19 protein-coding genes are annotated in these 19,515 nt (G+C 24.8%); 3 read left to right on the top strand and 16 right to left on the bottom strand.

Going from position 1 to position 19,515, the window contains the following annotated elements; genetic code table 4:
- Nucleotides 1–133 precede the first annotated feature (133 nt).
- The 8 genes from AACL10_RS02190 to AACL10_RS02155 form a co-directional block, all read right to left on the bottom strand.
- Nucleotides 134–793, bottom strand: a complete 660-nt coding sequence (locus tag AACL10_RS02190; RefSeq protein ID WP_338985675.1) for a hypothetical protein — start codon at nucleotides 791–793, stop codon at nucleotides 134–136.
- Nucleotides 777–1,205 carry a hypothetical protein gene (locus AACL10_RS02185; RefSeq protein WP_338985673.1) on the bottom strand — a complete coding sequence of 143 codons (429 nt, stop codon included), beginning with the start codon at nucleotides 1,203–1,205 and terminating at the stop codon, nucleotides 777–779. The genes AACL10_RS02190 and AACL10_RS02185 overlap by 17 nt, the downstream gene beginning before the upstream one ends.
- Complete coding sequence (locus AACL10_RS02180) at nucleotides 1,171–1,689, bottom strand: hypothetical protein (RefSeq protein WP_338985672.1); 519 nt, start codon at nucleotides 1,687–1,689, stop codon at nucleotides 1,171–1,173. Before AACL10_RS02180 ends, AACL10_RS02185 begins: the two co-directional genes overlap by 35 nt.
- Nucleotides 1,670–2,413, bottom strand: coding sequence for a ThiF family adenylyltransferase (locus AACL10_RS02175; protein ID WP_338985671.1), 744 nt, complete (start codon nucleotides 2,411–2,413; stop codon nucleotides 1,670–1,672). Before AACL10_RS02175 ends, AACL10_RS02180 begins: the two co-directional genes overlap by 20 nt.
- A gap of 17 nt (nucleotides 2,414–2,430) precedes the next feature.
- A complete protein-coding gene (locus AACL10_RS02170; RefSeq protein ID WP_338985670.1) occupies nucleotides 2,431–3,021 on the bottom strand; it encodes an AAA family ATPase in 591 nt (196 codons plus the stop codon).
- Nucleotides 3,014–3,373: a hypothetical protein gene (locus AACL10_RS02165; protein ID WP_338985669.1), complete on the bottom strand. Its 360-nt coding sequence runs from the start codon at nucleotides 3,371–3,373 to the stop codon at nucleotides 3,014–3,016. The genes AACL10_RS02170 and AACL10_RS02165 overlap by 8 nt, the downstream gene beginning before the upstream one ends.
- A gap of 519 nt (nucleotides 3,374–3,892) precedes the next feature.
- Entirely contained in the window at nucleotides 3,893–6,715 is a 2,823-nt protein-coding gene (locus tag AACL10_RS02160) for a hypothetical protein (protein ID WP_338985668.1), read from the bottom strand.
- Nucleotides 6,716–6,816: 101 nt separating this feature from the next.
- Nucleotides 6,817–7,509, bottom strand: a complete 693-nt coding sequence (locus AACL10_RS02155; protein WP_338985667.1) for a hypothetical protein — start codon at nucleotides 7,507–7,509, stop codon at nucleotides 6,817–6,819.
- A 71-nt stretch (nucleotides 7,510–7,580) separates the two neighbouring features.
- Between AACL10_RS02155 and AACL10_RS02150 the strand changes: the two genes are divergently transcribed.
- A complete protein-coding gene (locus AACL10_RS02150) occupies nucleotides 7,581–8,276 on the top strand; it encodes a hypothetical protein (protein WP_338985666.1) in 696 nt (231 codons plus the stop codon).
- A gap of 14 nt (nucleotides 8,277–8,290) precedes the next feature.
- Here AACL10_RS02150 and AACL10_RS02145 read toward each other — a convergent pair whose 3' ends face one another.
- The 8 genes from AACL10_RS02145 to hisS all read right to left on the bottom strand — a co-directional run bounded on the left by AACL10_RS02145 (nucleotide 8,291) and on the right by hisS (nucleotide 17,365).
- Nucleotides 8,291–10,096: a M3 family metallopeptidase gene (locus AACL10_RS02145; RefSeq protein ID WP_338985665.1), complete on the bottom strand. Its 1,806-nt coding sequence runs from the start codon at nucleotides 10,094–10,096 to the stop codon at nucleotides 8,291–8,293.
- 38 nt (nucleotides 10,097–10,134) lie between these two features.
- A complete protein-coding gene (locus tag AACL10_RS02140; RefSeq protein WP_338985663.1) occupies nucleotides 10,135–10,662 on the bottom strand; it encodes a hypothetical protein in 528 nt (175 codons plus the stop codon).
- 82 nt (nucleotides 10,663–10,744) lie between these two features.
- The gene (locus AACL10_RS02135; protein ID WP_338985661.1) at nucleotides 10,745–12,514 is read right to left on the bottom strand and encodes a glycosyl hydrolase family 18 protein; all 1,770 of its coding nucleotides are present in this window, start codon (nucleotides 12,512–12,514) and stop codon (nucleotides 10,745–10,747) included.
- A gap of 135 nt (nucleotides 12,515–12,649) precedes the next feature.
- A complete protein-coding gene (locus tag AACL10_RS02130; RefSeq protein ID WP_338985660.1) occupies nucleotides 12,650–12,946 on the bottom strand; it encodes a hypothetical protein in 297 nt (98 codons plus the stop codon).
- Between the two features lie 117 nt (nucleotides 12,947–13,063).
- The gene (locus tag AACL10_RS02125) at nucleotides 13,064–13,828 is read right to left on the bottom strand and encodes a Pr6Pr family membrane protein (protein ID WP_338985659.1); all 765 of its coding nucleotides are present in this window, start codon (nucleotides 13,826–13,828) and stop codon (nucleotides 13,064–13,066) included.
- A gap of 88 nt (nucleotides 13,829–13,916) precedes the next feature.
- Nucleotides 13,917–14,360: a hypothetical protein gene (locus tag AACL10_RS02120; protein ID WP_338985658.1), complete on the bottom strand. Its 444-nt coding sequence runs from the start codon at nucleotides 14,358–14,360 to the stop codon at nucleotides 13,917–13,919.
- A gap of 47 nt (nucleotides 14,361–14,407) precedes the next feature.
- Nucleotides 14,408–16,126 (bottom strand): aspartate--tRNA ligase, encoded by a 1,719-nt coding sequence (aspS, locus tag AACL10_RS02115; RefSeq protein WP_338985657.1) that lies wholly within the window; start codon nucleotides 16,124–16,126, stop codon nucleotides 14,408–14,410.
- A 3-nt stretch (nucleotides 16,127–16,129) separates the two neighbouring features.
- Nucleotides 16,130–17,365: a histidine--tRNA ligase gene (hisS, locus tag AACL10_RS02110; RefSeq protein ID WP_338985656.1), complete on the bottom strand. Its 1,236-nt coding sequence runs from the start codon at nucleotides 17,363–17,365 to the stop codon at nucleotides 16,130–16,132.
- 116 nt (nucleotides 17,366–17,481) lie between these two features.
- Between hisS and AACL10_RS02105 the strand changes: the two genes are divergently transcribed.
- On the top strand, nucleotides 17,482–18,138 hold the full coding sequence (locus AACL10_RS02105; RefSeq protein ID WP_338985654.1) for an aminoglycoside phosphotransferase family protein: 657 nt from the start codon (nucleotides 17,482–17,484) through the stop codon (nucleotides 18,136–18,138).
- The gene (locus tag AACL10_RS02100) at nucleotides 18,125–19,510 is read left to right on the top strand and encodes a hypothetical protein (RefSeq protein ID WP_338985653.1); all 1,386 of its coding nucleotides are present in this window, start codon (nucleotides 18,125–18,127) and stop codon (nucleotides 19,508–19,510) included. The genes AACL10_RS02105 and AACL10_RS02100 overlap by 14 nt, the downstream gene beginning before the upstream one ends.
- The last annotated feature ends 5 nt before the right edge of the window (nucleotides 19,511–19,515 follow it).

Here is a 19,515-nt window from a genome sequence, read left to right as displayed (position 1 = left end):
TCTCTTCATCTTTAATTTTTTTAATTTTTTTACCAGTTTTAAATTTAAAAGTAGGTCATGTTACTTTTTTTGTTGATTTTCATTAAATATTGACATATTTTTTTACCTTTATTTTTCCCTGGGGAAAATCTTTCTATCTTTTGTTAAAAAGTATTTTTTCATTAATTTTTTTGTACTGTTTTAAACCTTCTAAACCTTTTAGGAAATGAGCTGGTTTTGTAAATTCTTCATTTATTTCAGTTCATTCATGATTAAATTTTGTAGAAAATATATAATTTATTAGATTATCAAGTTCATTTAGTTCTTTTATTTTTTTAAGTGAATTTAAATTTCCTAAACATAAATCTCCCGTTTCATAAAAATGAGGTAATTTCATTGAAAAAAATTTAGTTTTTTCACTTAATTCCCCACTAAAGGCAAATAATCTAATATTTCAATTATTTGAAATATTAATTTTATCTAATTTAACCTCTGCAATTAGTTGGGGTAAAAATATAGTTTTGTGAACATATTTACCTTTTTTATAAGCAAAAATATCTCTTATAGAAGGTTCATAATAAAAGAAATAAAAATCAGAATGATCACTTGATTTTATAGCAATAAGTTTTTCTGAAAAACTTATATTTCCAATTTTATCAATATTATTTTTTGCATTAATAAATAATCAATTTAAAAAATCATTAAATTTGATTCATCCAGATTTATTAACTCCACTTTTATTTTCCAATTGTACTTTGCAATATCCTTTATCGTTTTTATCAAATTCTAATTTTAGTTTAGAAAAGGATTTCATAATCATCATTCCTTTCAAAAGTAATTTCTGTACAAACTATTTCCTTTTCAGGTATGGCTGTAAATTTTGTTTCTTTTTCAATTTCTTTTTTTGATTGAATAAAATTAAAAAAATCATTTACATTAATTTTTAATAATTTAGAATTTTGATTAATAATTTTTTTAATTTCAATAACTCAATTTAAATCTAATTCGCCTCAACCACAAATTTGTGCTCTGAGTTTTTCATATATGTATCATGTTTTAGATATTTTTCTAATAGAGTTAACGATTTTTAAATCATTAAAATTGTTTTCATTTTTTTTAATAAATTTATTGTATTTATTTTTATTAGAAGTATTTTTATTTTTTACTTTTAAAGGATTTATTTCTAAAAATTTAATTTCTTTTATTTCTTTTAAGTTTAGCTTCATCTATAAGATCCTTTATTAACTTACGTTTCTCTTCTAATTCTTTTAAAAACAAAATATCTTGATTTTGGTTTTTATTAGTTATTGGTATTATTTCAAAATATAATTCATTATTTAAATTAATGATTTTTATACTTTCTGAATTTTTAAATTTTTGTAATAAATATTCTTTTTGATATTTTGGAAGTTTATTAATATATTTTGTAGTTACAAATTCTTTTTTGTTTATTGATTCAAAAATAAAATTTGGTTCAGATAAATTTTGATTTATATTAAGTAATATTGTTTCGTATAAATGAAATCTATTTATATCATTTGAAATAACTTCATCTCTGATCACTACATTTTCAACCAAATTATCTCTTTGTCATGCTAACAAATAAATTTTAGAAATAATGTGTTTTCTCAAAAAAGATATTCTTTCAATATTGCATTTATCAATAACTTTTAAATTATTAATAAAAACACTAATTTGATGTTTTTCCATTTTTGTTGTTTTGCTTTATTTTTTCAATTTTAGAATTAAATTCTCAAAACTTAATATGATATTTATTTTTTATATACATATCAATATTTGATAAAACTTTTAAAATTAAGTTACTTGCTTGATCGTTTGTTGAAAATTGTTGAATAATTCCGTCATTTATCAACTCTTCACAACTTTCTTCTGATATTTTAAGTTCTGTTTCTTTTTCAATTTTTAAATTATAAATATTACTTCTAAATTCATTAATTAAAATATCGCCATATATATCTTCATTTGCTGAATCAATATAAATTACATCTGAAGCTTTAGAATATCCAATTCAACTAAAATCTTTTTCTAGCAATAAATTTTTAAACATATTTGTTGATTTTTCAATAAGTATTCTGGTTTTGTGATTATCAACACAACTTATTATTATTACCTTATTAAAAACGGCGTTAAAAGACTTAATTATTTTAAATAATGAATTTTCTTTATTTAAAAATTTATTAATAGAATAACAATTTTTAAATCTACTTATACTGTTTATTTTTCTAGTTAAACTTTCAGCTTTATAACTATAGACATCATGATTTTGAAAGGGTTGTCTTATAACATTTTTATATTCAACTTTGTCACCATCGATTAATACTAAACTATCTTCATTTGTTAAAAATTTTGCTAGTTTCCCAGCAAGAAGACCACCTGTGCCCCCTACTCCAACTAAAAATATTATTTTATTCATTTTTTCCCTGGGGAAAATTAAAAATCAATATATTCAAAATTTTTATTTTCAATTTCATTGGAGTATCTTTTATCAATGCCTTCAAATTCTATATTTAGATCAATTAACCCCTTTAATCTAGAAATAATTCTTGATGAAGTTACATTATCTGATTTAGTATTATAATTTTTTTCTAAATTTTCTAAATCATAATTTGAAGTAACTATTGTAATTAATGTGCTATCTTGTTTGCTGTTTTCAAATCTTTCGTTTAATAAATTGTAGATATAAGGAAGTGTAGATTTATGAATAAATTCACTTCCTAAATCATCAAGAATTAAAATTTGTTTTTGAGCTAAACGATTAGCGCTAGGAGCATAAATTCCCTCATATCCGTTTTCTCATGCTTGTTGATGAGATTTTATTCATTGAGAAACATTAACAACTTCAAAATTAATTTTGGAATGTTCAACAAATTTTTTTATAAAAGTAGTTTTTCCAACTCCTGGTTTGCCATGAATATAGATTCCATTATTTTTAAATCCTTCTTTTTGTTTAACTTTGTTAAATAAAGGATTAAATTTTGTATAATCTAAATCTTGATCAACATTAAATTTAGTTTTAATCATAAATTTTTTCTCCTATAAATTTTGTTACAAATTCTTTATATTCTTGAGAATTTTTATTATTTAATTCTTCAAAGAAACTAGCTAAAATTTCACCTGAAATCATATTTACTTGCTTTTTTCTTAATGAATAAATTATTTCTTGATAATAATGTGTTTTTTTAGTTTTAAAATTAACAATGTTTACTTCAATACCAAAACGATTTTTATATTTGCTTGATAAATAATAATTTTTATAAATTCATATTAACCCATCCTTATTTCAAGGACTTTGAATTGCAAAAGCTGTCTTCTTATTATTTCAACCCTTAAATCAATGGTTTAATAACCACACTTTTTTATTTTCACTCCCCATAGATGTCCCTTCTATTTTTCCTTGGGGAAAATTTATTTTGTTTATTTAGTTTTCAAGTTTTTTATAATCAAGTGATTATAATCAAAGATTATTAGTAATTTAAAATTAATTTCTAAGTTTAAAGTAATTAAACTTATTTTTAAATAGTTTTTTATAAATAATTCTAGAATACAATCAAAAGATTATAATCTACTTATTTATGCTGCTTTTTGTCATTTAGGTACTATAAAAAAAAAATTGCATATATTTTGTTAAGCATTTAATAGCTTTAGCAACTTTTTAAATTTTATTTTATAGTCATGACGTTTTTTTTTTTTTTTTAGGTATAGAGCACATATATGTGCAAAATGTTTAACTGCGTATTTGCAGATAGTTTAAATCACCTTTGCTTTCTTAATCAAAATAAAAACTGCTTTTATAGCAGTTTTTTAATATTTACTTGAGGTATTGTCTACCCCCTTACTTTTTCCCTCGCCCAATTTGATTTTGAGCAATTAAAAAGCACAAATAATGTGCTTTTTAATAGAATTTTCTATTATATATTGTGTATTCTTTATCTTCTGGAATCTCAATAGATTCTTTAGCTCCAAATAATTCTTCTATATCTATGGTGTTGTTTGCAACACCATTTAATAAGAATCCCTGCATTTTAATTTCAACTTCTCCTTGGGTGTTTAATTGATTAGGAGTCGCTTGAATTGTTATTTTATAGATACTTGCAGAATTTATAGCGGAATTTTTCTTTACTTGTAAGTTCTGTGGCAACATAGGATTTAATTCTTCATTTGCTATTATGAATTGTTCTACTATTTCTTTTTCTATAAACTCAGCTTCGTTTAATTGTTCTGGCGAAACATCACCATCAATATATATTCAACCAATGTCATCTCTTATTTGACTTTGTCCTGGGTCACTTAAATCTAATGGATTAGCTTTAAAAATAGCTCCCTTAATTTCTCCCTCAACAGAAACAGCATTTGATTTTAAAGCTACAGTAAAGGTTCTATTTATGGTTTGTTTTTGATCTTTTAAATAATTTTTAATATCAAGTTGATCTATTAATGGTTTTGATGAACTTTCATCATAACCATTAACTTCAAAAAGTCTTGTTAAAATTATATCTTTATCTTCTTGGGTTAAATCTGACTGAGATGTTTTATTTGCAAACCCATCAATATAGCCCAAGTTTGATTGAAAGTCTTTTATATTAACTTTATTATTAACAATAACTTTAAAAGTCATATCGATTGCTTTTGTATATGAAACTTTTATTTCACTTTCACCCTCTTTTTTAGGATCAAGTTTTATAATATTTGTTTTTGTATCAAAAACCATTTCAACAGCTTCATCATTTAAATTTGATACTACAGGTTTTTCACCATCAATTTCTCCAATTATTTTTAATTCAACTTCAGTTGGTTTATTTTCAATGAATAATTTTTGGTCATTTATTTGTTGTATAACTGGATCTTTAATGATAATTTCTTCAACAATAACTTCTACAGTTTCGTCTTTACTTGAATATGACGAGAAGAAAGTTAATGTTGTTTGACCTATATTTTTAGCAACTAAATTTATTGTGTTATTTTTTTCATCTATATTAACATTAACAATATCTTGTTCATTTTCTCTTAAACTTAAATTATCTATTTCTTTGCTATATTCTACAACGTCACTGCTTGGTTTACCGTTGGTTATATTTAAAGTAGATGATTTTTTTGAAAGTTTAATTTCTTCTTTTTGTTCTGTAACAGTTACTAAAATAGTTTCTTTGGTTTTTGCATTTATTGATTCTAAAGTTAAAGTCTCTTGGCCTTCTTTTATTGAAGTTAGATTAACTTGACCATCTTTTGAATTGATATCAAATTTAACTATACCACCAACTTTTTCAGTTATTTTTAAGTCAACAACTTCTTTGTTATAGCTAATAACTTTTGATTCCATTTTACCTTTTATTATTTCTAATTCAATTTTATCTTCAGAAATATTAAAGTCTTCTTTTATTTCATTAACATTTACTTTTACAGTTTGATCTTTTATTGCATTTTGTGATTTAAAAGTAACATCAACACTTCCGTTTTTTAATGCTGTAAATTTAACTTTATTATTTTTAGAATCAATTTCTATTTTAACAACTTCGTTTTCTGAAGAAGATATTTCTAAATCTCTAATATATTTATTATAAGATATTGTTTTTTCTCCTTGAATACCTTTTTTGATTTCTAAATCAACAACTTCTTCTAAACCAATTTCAAATAATTGTTCGGTAGTATTTATCGTTAGTACTTCAAATGTTTTTGAGTTTTCAGCTTCAAATTTTATTTTTGATTCACCTAACTCTTGAGGATTTAAAATAACTTCATGATTTTTTTCATCTATAGATACATTTACTTTAGTGCCTTCTTGTTCTACGATTTTAAGACCAATTATTTTTTCGTTATATTTTATTTTTTTATTATTTATTGCAGTTGGTCCAAGAGTTAATTCAGCTTTTGAAGGAGATAATTTAATTGATTCTTCATCTATAACCTTTACAGAAACTTTTTTCTCAACTTCAAATTTGCTTGAGTTGAAGTTAACATAATAATTTCCAGCTAAAATTAAAGCTTCAATTGTAAAAGTTATTTCTTTATTTTGAGAATCAATATCAATATTTAAATTACTTGGTGTATCTTTTTTTTGTATTTCTAAGTCTTCAACCTTTTTATTAAATTTTATTTTTTTGCTGTAAGTTTTTCTGTTTATTAAATATATTTCATTATCTCTTATTAAATTATTTTCAGTTACTTTAGTAAGAACAAAATAAAGTACTGTTGAAATAATTCCAACAATTAATAAAGAAGCAAGTATAGCAATAGATATTCAATGTGCTTTTTTTAATTTGATTGGTTCTCTTTTTACTTTTACTTTTTTAGGTTTTTTAGGTTTTTCAATTTTTGGTTTAACAACAACAGGTGCTGGTATAACTTCTTTTACAATAACCTCTTCAATTTTTGGTTCTTCTATTATTTCTTCACTAAACTCCGCTATTGGTTCTGGCATAATATTATCAAAATTCATTACATCAACAAAGTCTGTTATTTGAGTTTGTGGTGCACAATTTTGATATACAGCTCTTTCACAACAATAACAATGATAGCAGTCACCAAAAAATACATGATCATAAACAGGTATTGTATTTTGTTGTCCACATTCATTACAATAACCACAACAACAATTTAAACTGTAAAGATAATTGATAAATCTAAATGCATCATCTATATAAGCAAATTGAGCTATTATGACATGATCATTTGATTGGGATACATAAAAAGTATTGTTATTAACAAGAATGTAATACATATTTAATTGTCTCCCAGAAAGAATCAATACTCTTTAAAATTTATACCCTAATTTTTTTATTAGTCTTATTATACACTAAATAAGTTACATTCTCAACAGGACTACTCCTCAAGAAGCAAAGCAAAACCAGATAAAATAGATATTCTAGTAAGAATATTAAAAGTATTTCAGTATTCTTCAGAATTAGTTTCAAAAATATTATGAACTTTTTCATCATTTGTATTTTTATCTTCTAATATACCTAAAATTATTTCTGAAGAATTTTCCATTGTTTTAAATTTTCTAGAATTTAAAAACATATCTAACAATTCATTTATTTGATTGTCGAAAAAAAGATTTTTTTCTACTTTCTTTAAATTTTTACAGTGATTTGTAATTATATTTTTTAAGTCTTCTACACACTCTTCAACAGTTAAGGCTAACCCACCTCTTCTTATGTTGTCGTAACTTGCTTTAATTCATCTATCTAAAACTTCTGAAATTTGAAAAATAGAAATTATATTTGGTCAAAACTTATGTCTATCTACAACTTGATCTTTGTTTAGGTTAATTAAAGTTTTTCAAAATTCATCATAATAAAAAGCTATGATATCTTTACCTTCATTAAAATCATCTAGGTATTGCATGTTTTTAAAAAAATCAAATACTTTTATGAAAGAATCATCTAATAAATTATTTCTTTTTAATTCTATTTTTTGTTCCTCCAACAATACACCGATTGTATGTATTGCAGGCTCAAAAAATTTCATTACATCTTCAATATGTTCTTCTTTAAATTCATATTTTCCAAGCATAAAAGTATTCCTCTTCTTTGTATATTATTAATATATAATAAAAATAACGATTTATAGAAAGTTTGATAAAAATGATTAGTAATTTTAAACCTTTTAAGATAAGTGAAAATGATATTAATAATTCGAAAAATGTTAATCCTTATTGAGAAAAAAATGTTGTGAAAAATATTAAAAAACTAAGAATGTGATTGGTAAAATTTAACAAAAACATCGATGATTTTAAAATTGAATACACATATAGTTATGACAATTACAAAGAATTATTTCAGCAAATAGACAATTATACAAATTTTTATAATCAAAAATTTAAACTAATAAATTCAAACTCAAGATTGCTTTCAAAATTTCATAAATTAATAGTAGATTATGTAGCTATATTGGGTTGAACAAAATCAATTGAGTTAATATGTTCATTTTATGAAACTATAGAAAAAAAAGATATTGGTAAAAAACAAGAATTTGCATTAGAAGAAGTTAATAAATGTATAATAAATTATTTTGAAATGTATAAAAGAGAAGTTTTAAAAATATTAAAACAAGATGAATATATTGATCTACTTTCAGAAAAAGTTTTCTCAAGCAAAGAACAAATAACTAGTATAGATTATGTTGTTAGAGAAGTGATGAAGTATGCAAGAGTATTAAAAAAGAAAACTAAGATATCAGAACAGAACTTGATTGATATTAATATAATATCTATTGAAGTAATAGTGTTTACAAATTCAATAATTCAATATTACTCAAGATTTTTGGCAAATGTATATTAAAAAAACAACTTTTATTAAGTTGTTTTTTTATTCAATAAAGATTCAAATTGATCTACTAAGTTTTCTACTTCTTGTATTATTTCACTATATGAATTTTCATTTTTGCAATCAAAACCATACTTGCTAAATAATTCTGTAACTTCTAAACTTCCCCCGTCTTTTAATAAATTTATTATTTGTGTTGAATCACTTGTAGATTTAAATTGTGAATATAATTTAAATGAAACAGCAATTGATACTGCATATTTATAAATATAAAATGGTTGTTCAAATAAATGAGATATAGAAATTCAACTATATTTGTAGCTTTCAGAATCAAATCTATCAAAAATAGATTTCCCAAGTATTTTTCTATTAGATATTTTTAATAGCTCTGATATTTTTTCTAAAGTAAGAATTTTGCCTTTCTCACTTTCTTCATAACAGTTAAATTCAAATTGTGCATCTGCAACAGCTGAAAAGAAATTGTTAAAAATAAATTCAATTCTATTTTGAATTAAAGTTAGTTTTCTGTTTTCATCTTTTTCATTTTTTATTAAGTAATCAAATAATAAATGCTCATTAAAAGTTGATGCCACTTCTGCAATCATGTTTGAAAAACCATTCAATGGTTTGGGTTGATTTTGTTTTGCAAACAAGTTGTGAACAGCGTGTCCTACTTCATGTGCTAAAGTAGAAATTGAATCTACATCATCTGTAAAGTTCATAGAAATTAATGAATCATAAGTGTGACTTCCAACAGTGAATGCTCCTGTTGATTTGTTTTCATCTTCAAAATAATCAATTTTATTTTCACTTCAACAATATTCTAAATTTTTAAGATACTCATCCCCTAATGGTTTTAAAGATTTTGTGATAATTTCTTTCGCATCCTCTACACTGTAATTTAATTTTTCCAATTTAAATAATTCTAAACTTGAATCGGTTCCATAAAATTTATCTAGCTTTAAATAATTTTTTATAACTCCATAATACTTATAATATACTTTTGAATTTTTTGAAGTAAACTCAAGTAAACTTAAAAAATCTTTTATAGAAAAATCATCATCATCAAAAAAGTTTTCTTTAAAACCTTTCATTCCCAAAATTTTGCATGATTCAATTTCTTCTTTTACTATTGACTCATATATTTTTGCAAACGTATGTTTTTTATTATTTATATCTTCTTTATATTTTAAACTTGCTAATGCTCTTAACTCTTGATCTTTTATCGGATCAGAATAAGTGTAGATGTCAGAAATAAATTTTTGATTAACTATGTATTCTTTTTCTTTATAGTTTAATATTTTTTCTTCATTATCTTTAAATCTCATTGTTTCATACATTTCATAAATCATAGAACTTGAGTTTGAAACTTTTGAAATTAATTCTCTATCTTTTTGAGGAAGTAGATATTTTATATGTTTAAAAAAATCTTTGTAACTTTTTGAATAGTGTTTTAAAGTTTCGTCACTCGAAAGTCATTCTAAAATATTTTCTTGACCTGCATTTTTTATTTCTTCACTTATTCAAGAAAACTTACCATCAAATTGTTGCATCTTTTTACTGTAAATTGATTCTAAATTTGTTAGTCTCTCATTTTTTTGATCAACATATAAATGTTTTAAAAAATGTCCTAACTTTGAAGAATACTTATCAACATTAATTGATTGATGTAAAAAATTTATAAAATTTTCTTTACTATTTAATGTATCTTTAAAATTTAAAAGTTCTTTATTTTTTTCAATATACAAATCTAAATCTTTTAAAAATTCTTCATCTGTTTTATAAAGTTCTAATAAGTTTCATTTATATTTATTGTGCGCTTCATTTCTTTTCATTTTTTCTCACCTAAAAAAAATTCCTTTAAAGGAATTTTCTATTTACTAAATATTTGCTTTGCAGCTTTTTCATAATATTCATAAACTTCTCTTTCTTCTAAGAAAACAGGAGCTGATAAATTACCACTGTGTTTTGCTAGCATTTTAATATTTGGATCATTTTCAAATAAAGTATTAAATTTATCATATTTAGTTGCCATAAATTTATAAATATCTTTTAATAACAACATTTGTGATGCTGGTATATTTTCAACTTTTGATTGTAAGAATCCAAGTTTTTCTAATTCAATTAAGTTTGTAAAGTTATCTCTAACTTCAATTATGATTGGTTCTTTTTTCTTAGTATCCATAGCAATTGTTATGTCTGCTATCATTGTTTCAAAAAAGAAGTAATTAAATGTTGTTGCAAAATAAACAACTCTATTTAAATTTTTAAGCCCTAATCAAGGTAGGTTGTCTTCTGTAACTTTTTTTGATGCCAAATAACCTGGAGCAAATAAAGTTAAGTTATCATCTATTCTGAATAGATTTCCAATTAAATTTTTTACACTGTTGTCTAATGCCATGTTATCTCTTCCAATCTTTATATATTAAATAAATTATATATCAATTAAGTGTGCTTTTACAATACATTACCCTTTAAAGTACTTATTTATTTTCTTTACCATGTGTTTCATTAAATCATGATTCAAATGATCATTTTTTTCAGTTAATTACTTGTCCATTAGAAGTAATTGGCCCTTCATAAGCATCATAATTTAAAGCCCAAGTCATAAGACCTTTTGTATAAATACCATCTTCACTTAATCATTGATATGATTTTTTAATTGCTTCTTCTGTTGCAGCACCTCTACCAGCTGGTTCGTTTGTAGATGCACCCATTACAAATCTATCTGGATCAATCAGATAAAAACCATTTTGCGAACTGTAAGTAGTAGTTAGGTATTTTGTCATTAAATAGTAAAATTCTGCTCTATGTTCCACATCATCATTTGAAATATAACTTAAATTTAAGTTAAGTCTTTGTTGATCTTCATAATCTACATATGGTCCAAAAGCTCAACCATTATATAATTGAGGATTTATTCAATCATAATAATCATCTAAACCTTTTAAGAATGGTATGTAACTTCCTCTCGAAGCTTCGGTATCATTTTTTAAGTAAGGCATTTCAGGAGCCATTGTTATCAAAAAGTCAGATCTTTCATCTTTTATTTCTTTTAAAGCATCAATTGTTGTTCTTTGACTTTCTCTATCTGTTAAACATGAACCTTCTCAGTCAATATCAAGTCCATCAAAACCATATTCATCAACTACATTTAAAATGGTTTGTTTTAATTGATCTTTTTGATCATATCTAAATCTCATTTCATCTCCTGTAGCTCCACCCATAGAAATAATCACTTTTTTTCCTTGTGAGTGTAATAGTTTAATACCTTCTTTTACTTCATAGGCATTTATCGGTTCATAAACAGGCATTACATAAGATTCTCTTGAATACAAGAAAGACACATCAATAACGTTATAGTTTGTTTTAGCTATTTCTTCAAAAGTTGGTTTTACTTGGGCTTCTCCACCTCAATCATAATAATATCCAACTAATACTTTGTCTATTTGTTCTGTTCCTTCATCTTTAACTGTAAATGTAACTTTAACACTTCCAGTATAGTATCCATTTCCACTACCAGTTATAACAGCACTTGTTTGTGTTATTTCAGTGGCAATTACAGAGTCTTTCTTCAATTCTGTATTTTTAGATTTAGCAGCAGTTAAGATAGTACTTTGATTATTATTTCTTATTTCTCCTAATTGTGTATTTTTAATAATAGTAGATAAATCTATTTCTGGTTTGATTTCTTCATCTTTTGTTTTGAAAGTTACAGTAACTTTTCCTGAATATAGATTACCACCAGCATCTTTTACAATAGCACTATTTTTTTCTATGTTAGTAATCAAAATATTATTAATATCTATTTTTGAATTTAGTTCAACAATTCTAGTTTTAATAGTTCATTGTTGAGAATCATTTAAAGTCCCTAAATCAGTTACTTTTATTAAATTAGCAAGATCATTTTCAGGATTTGGTTTTTCATCTTCACCTATTTCGAATGTAACAACAATACTACCAGTATAATTACCACTTTCTCTTGCAAAAATAGTTGCCTGAGTTTCTGTTATATCTTTTATATCAACAAATTTTAAATTTAAACTTGGATTTAATTCAGCAACTGTTTGCATTATTCTAGTTGATGTATTATTTGGTATTTTTCCAATGTAAGATTTTGTTAGAACTTTAGATATTTCTGTTTTTTCTCCAGGGTTATTATTGTTACCACCAAAAATTCCACAAGAAACAACTGCAGTTGAAGTCGAAGTTGTTAAAGATAAAGCTGATATTAGAGAAAGTAATTTTTTCATATTTTTTACCTCATTTATCTTAAAATATCATATTTTTAGAATAAATAAAAACTTGACAAGCTCATAAAAGTAGATAAATAAAGGATAATAAAAAAACTTTCAGATAATAAATCTGAAAGTTTTATAAAAATTTACCTATTTTTTTAATAAAAGGTCTAATTTTTCATTAATTTCTTTTAAAAGTTCTAATAGTGGTTTTTCAAAGTTGTCAATTCTTCCTGAATTACCACCTTGTCCACCAAATCCACCAGATCTTCCGCCACGGTCTCCACCGCGACCACCGAATCCACCAGATCTTCCGCCACGGTCTCCACCGCGACCACTGAATCCACCAGATCTTCCACCACGGTCTCCACCGCGTTCACGATCTCCACCATCTCTTGATCCTTCACTTCTTGAACGTCTAAAGTTATCTTTGTTGTCAAATCCCATAAGTTTTACTGCCTTTCTATTTAAGTCTTTTAAAGGCAATAAAATAATACGCTATCAAAAGATGTGTCTATCAACACCTTTTATATTATATAGTAAATATTGTTTAATTTTAGAATACTATTTATTTAATTTTTGATAAAAACCCTTATTAATAACTTTGTTATTAATAAAATTATATAAGAAACTAAATCCTACTAGCATTCCTAATATCGCAAAGAAAGCTATAAAGAATCAACCATATCCAGGAATTCCTCCAGGTCCAACATGATGAACATCTAAGAAGAAATATGGGTAAAGTAAATTAATACCCTCTTTTGCATTGTAATAATAATCTCCTGAAGAATTATATCTGAATTCTCCACGAACCATTGCATATAAACAGTAACTTAAAACCATTGCAAATTGTATTCAGAATTTTTTAATAAAGAATTCTTTTAACCCCACTTGTTCTTTATTTGTCATAAACAAGTTAATATAAAGTATAAAAGCAACTGGAACTACAGCGTGATCTACTAGTGTTACAAAAATTGAGAATGGATGGCTTGGGAAACCTTCTACAGGAATAAGTATTCCATTATAAACAATTAAAGTAACTGTAATAATTGTTGCCAATGCATTAGCTGTTGTATTGCTCAAGAATTTTGTTCTACCTTCTTTTTTATGGTTTATAGCAGCATATATGAATCATATTTGTACTAATAAGTTTGAAAGTAAAGTAAATGTAGTAAAGTAATCAATTGTATAAATTTCATAATTACCTTGATAATCGCCATTTACTTCTCTTGCTGTTACTATGTTTCAAATATAGTATGAAAATATTGTAAAAAATGACAATAGTCCAAAGAAATATTTGTAAGTAACTTGAAAGTTAAGTGATTTCATTTTGTTTCACCCCCTTATTTCTCTATATTAAAGATATAAAAGGGTTTTATCTACAAAAATAGTTTTAACTTACTAAAACATTTTTAATTTATTTTATTGAATTGACAGCATTTTTGGTTCAAACATAAATATCTAATTGTTTTTCTCTTGTTGTTTTTGTTGAATATTTAACTGATTCTTGAGTTGATTCATTATAAGTTAAAGTTAAAAAATCATCTAAATCATTTTTATCATTTCATTCTTTATTATCAAATTTGTCTAATATCAACTTATAACTCAATGTCCAAGTTCTTTCTAAAATAATATCTTGTGCTTTTCTTGAAAATGTAGATTTATTTCAATCATAATCTTCAGGAAGAGAGTTATAAAGTTTTATTGTTTTATCATTGTGTTCGTCATAAAGTTTTTGAGCATCTTCTTTAGAAGTTGGATATTCAGGTCAAAACATAGAACAAGAAGTTACATTAATTAAAGTACTTGAACTTGTAGTTGTTAGAGTTAATCCTGATATTAAAGTTAATAGTTTTTTCATTCATTTCACCTAATAGGATTTTAACAAAAAAAAATAATCCAAAAGGATTATTTTAATTTAATGTTTAATTCATCTAGTTGTTGATTTGTAACTACATCTGGTGCATTTGTCATTGGATCAACTCCTGATGAGTTTTTAGGAAATGCTATAACTTCTCTTATGTTTTCAGAACCAGTTAATAACATACAAATTCTATCTAACCCAAGAGCACAACCGGCATGATATGGAGCTCCATATTTGTATGCATTTACAAATCACCCAAAGTTAGATTCAATTTGCTCTTCTGTTAAGCCAATTGCATCAAACATTCTTTTTTGAATTGAAGCGTCAGTAATTCTTTGACTTCCCCCACCAATTTCAAAACCATTTAAAACAATGTCATAAGCTTTTGCTAATGCATCTTTTTTGTTTGATTCAAAATTATCAAGCGATGAATCTGCTGGCATTGTAAATGGATGATGAGCTGCAACAAATCTGTTTTCTTCTTCTGAGAATTCAAATAATGGGAAATCAACTATTAAAGCTAATTTCATAACTTCTGAATCTATTAAGTTTAAAAGTTTTGCAACTCTATTTCTAATAGAACCCATTGCTTGACTTGCTTTGTAATATTCTTCAACAACAAATAAAATAGTTGAAGAAGTTTTAATATCAAACTCTGCAATTAATTTTGTTTTTTCATCTTCTGAAAGTTTTGAACCTATTGATCCAGTTCATTCATTTGAATCATATTTTGCAAAAGCTAAAATATTTACACTATTTTGTTTTGCAACTTCAGTTAAGTCTTCTAATTCTTTTTTGTTTAAAAGAGAATCAACACAAATTGCTCTAATTGATTTGTCTTCTAAATTTGAAAATAATGGAATTTCAGTATTTTTGAAAACTTCATTTAATGAATGTATTTCAAAACCAAATCTTAAATCGGGTTTATCATTTCCATATTTATCCATTGATTCATGTCATGAAATTCTTTGAATTGATTCTTTAATATCAATTCCTTTAATTTCAAAAATTACTTTTTTTACTAGAGCTTCAATTGTATTCATAACATCATCAGCATCAGCAAATGACATTTCCATATCTAATTGAGTAAATTCTGGTTGTCTGTCGATTCTTAAATCTTCATCCCTAAAACATTTAACAATTTGAAAGTATCTATCTAAACCAGATATCATAAATAATTGTTTATATAATTGAGGAGATTGAGGCAATGCATAAAATTTACCTGCATTTAATCTTGAAGGAACTAGAAAGTCTCTTGCTCCTTCTGGAGTTGATTTACCAAATATAGGAGTTTCAATTTCAATAAATTCTTGATCAACAAAAAAGTTTCTAACAACATGATTCATTTTACTTCTTACAAGTAAGTTGTTTTGCATTTCTGGTCTTCTTAAGTCCAAGTATCTGTAAGTCAATCTTGTATCTTCTTGAGATTCAATTCCATCTTTAATTTCAAATGGAGTTAATTCAGATTTATTAATTAAAGTAACCTTTTCAACTTTAATTTCGATTTCACCAGTTTTTAAGTCTAAGTTTTTTGATTTTCTTTCAATAACTTTTCCTTCAACTTCTAAAACATATTCTGATTTAACATTTTCTAAACTGATTGATTCATCAATTACAAGTTGAGTAATACCATATCTATCTCTTAGATCGATAAAGTTCATTGCCCCCATCTTTCTAACCTTAGTTACTCACCCTTGTAAGATAACGTTTTCGTTTACATTTTTTAAAGTAAGTTCACCACATGTATGTGTACGTTTCATTTTTTATTCTCCCATTATTACATCTACTATTTTTTCAAATGCCACTTTTTTCTCTTCTTTTGTTATTTGATTTTTAATTACAACAACATTATCTTTTAATTCATTATCACCAATAATGATAATGTTTTTTGAGTTTAATTTTTCTGATTGTTTGAAAGCAGATTTCATACTTCTGTTCATGAAATCAAAATCAACTTTTAATCCTGATTTTCTTAACATTAAAAGTAATATATTAGAAAATTGTTTTGCTTTTTCGCTTAACCCAATGATGTAAGCATCTAAACTTACAGGTTCAGAAATATAAATTTCTTCTTCTTGAAGAGCTATTAAGATTCTTTCCATTCCAAGTCCAAATCCAGCTGCTGGTAAATCAACATTTCCAAGCTGATTTACAAGTTCATCATATCTCCCTCCACCAAGTAAAGTAGATCCTTTTTTGTCTTTTACTTCATAAACAAAACCAGTGTAGTAATCTAATCCTCTAACTAACATTTTGTCAATTACTGGTTTAATACCAATATTTTTTAAGTTTGAAACCAATGTTTCAAAATGTATTTTATCTTCTTGTGATAAATAATCTTTCATATCAATTACATCACCAAATTGTTTTGAATCAACTTTACAGTCCAATACCCTTAAAGGATTTGATTCAATTCTTTTTTTGCAATCATCACATAATTGTTTTGGTTCTAAATATTTTTTTAAATCATTTATGTATTGTTTTCTTTGTTCACCATTCACTAAGTAATTTAAGTGAACTGTGTGGTTATCTAAACCTATTGAGTTTAGAATAGTTGAAGATAAACAAATAATTTCACTGTCAATTTCAGGTGATTTTGGTCCAAAAACCTCAACTCCAAATTGATTAAATTGTCTGTTTCTTCCAGCTTGAGGTCTTTCATATCTAAACATTGATCCAAAATAGAATAATTTTAAAGGTAAGTTTTCATTTATATACATTTTGTTTTCTAAAATAGCTCTAACAGTTGGAGCGGTTCCTTCTGGTCTTAAAGTTAATTCTCTATCTTTTCTATCTTTAAATGTATACATTTCTTTAGAAACTATATCAGTTTCTTCTCCCACTCCTCTTTTGAAAAGTTCTAAACTTTCAAATAATGGAGTTTTTATTTCATTATAGTTAAATGTATCAACTATTTGTCTAATAATTACTTCTAAAGCAAAGAATTCTCTTACCTTTAAGTCTATTAAATCTTCTGTTCCTCTTGGTTTTTGAATCATGTTTTTCACCTCTAACCATAATATTTTACACTTTTTTTAAATAGAGAAAAACAAAAAAATTTAAACACCAAAAAAAGTTTTAATTTTATTATATTATCTTAAAAAGGAATAAAAAAATGAAAGAAAATGGATTATCAGGAAAGAAATTAGTCAAGTCCGGTGAATGAATAACGAAAGAAAAAAATAATAATTCAAAGAACACTTTAAAGATTTTTGAAATATTAAATAAAGCAAATTTTAAATATATTGCAAAATTCAAAGATATTGATAAAAACAAATATAGTTATGAGTTTGTTGATGGCGAAACTTTAGAAAAAGTAATTTGCATGCCTTTGCACTCAATTATTCATATAATAGATATTATAAAAAATATGCACAATTTATATAGAAACTCAGAAAATCAAGTAATAGTGCATGGAGATCTAAGTCCCGTAAATGTTGTATTTGAAAAAGATCATAAAATAATGAAAATAATTGACTGAGATGGATCATACTTTGGGGATGAATACGAGGATATCGCTTATGTTTGTTGGTTATGAGTTAACTTTGGCGATGAAAAAAAAGAGCATGACAAGTACATAGAAAATTTAGTTAAAGTATTTAAACATTTAAATTATAAAGTTGGAGAAGTGAAGAAAATTAAAGAAACAATTTTAAATAGAATTGAAAAAGATCAGAAAAACAGTAGAAACAATGAAGTTTTTGAATGATATGAATACATAAAATTATGAATAGTAAATAATTGAGGAGTAATAGAGGATGAATTTAATTAATAATTTTAAAAGAGATATAAAAATCACATTAAAAGAACAGAAAGGTCATTGAAACTTATTTATTTGAATGTTTCTTTATTCACTAATACCAGCTTGTTGGGTTTTGGTAAGGGCATTGGTTATAACAAGATATATGTCAGCTAATGTTGATACTTATGTTCAGTGAGACTATTTAAACATAATGTTGGAGGTAATTCAAGAAACTATAATTTTGCCATTGTTTTGATGATTTGGCCGATTAATAGTAAACAAAAAAGAAGATTTAAATAAAGTTAGAGAAGTTTATTTAATAACTTTTGCAATTTATATGGTGATAATTTCAATACTGACTATTTTTGTAGGAGATTTAGTTAATGTAATGGGGTCAGACAAAGGATATGAACAGAGAATTTTTTTCTCTCTACAACTATGAAGTAAAATTCCAGCAATACTGTCAGGAGTCTCTATAGTTGTTTTATTAAATTTAAAAAATTATAAAGGTTTTTTAGTGTTACTAATTTCTAAATTGTTAATTTCAATACTGTTTGACTTTACTTTAGCTAATAATTATGTTTTTGATAACAATTATATAGGTTTAGGTTTAAGTTCCCTGCTAGCTGAAATTTGTTTATTTTTTGTTTCACTGATGATGATTGCCAAAATATTTGGATTTAAAAAATTCTTTAATTTTAAAACATTTAATTTTAGAATTAAAGAATTAACATTTACAAAAATGTTTTGATCTAACGCATCAGCTTCTTTCTTATTTTCAATAATAAATAATACATTCTACTTATTTATGATGGGTAGAAACATGAACATTGCAAGCGGGAGCGATGCGTATTGATTATCAAATACAGTTATTTGGTCTTGAGTATTAATGATGCCAAATGTAATATTTTCACTCAATAAATCTATTGTTTCTACAGAAATTAATTTAAATGTTAAAAAAAGATTAATATTGTTGGTTGAATTCCAAATATTATCTCTTGTAGCTATCCTGTTGTCATTTGCTATTTTTATTCCTACATATTGTAAATTTGCTTTATTCATATCAGGAAATAATAACGAACTTACACTAAGAAGTTGAGATATTTTCTCAAAGTTAATATGATTCTTTTTATTCTATGCTTCATCTTCTACTATTGCAGCACATTTCAACGGAGAAGGAAAAAATTGATTAATGGCAGCTCAGGCAATAATTTGTAATTTACTAACTTTTATACCTTTTATAATTTTACATTCTATTGGAGCCATAGAATATAGCGTTGAGATACTTACTTTTATGTTTGGATTCAGTTTGTTAGTATCATGAGTTATTGGATTAGTTTTTATTGTTATGTTTATGGTCAATAAGAGAAATGAAGAGACAAAAATAAAAAAACGCATTTAAGCGTT

Origin of the sequence: Spiroplasma endosymbiont of Diplazon laetatorius (assembly GCF_964019625.1) — a bacterium.
In the GTDB taxonomy this organism is placed as follows: Bacteria; Bacillota_I; Bacilli_A; order Mycoplasmatales; family Mycoplasmataceae; genus Spiroplasma_A.
This window is presented reverse-complemented; position numbering and strand designations above follow the sequence as displayed.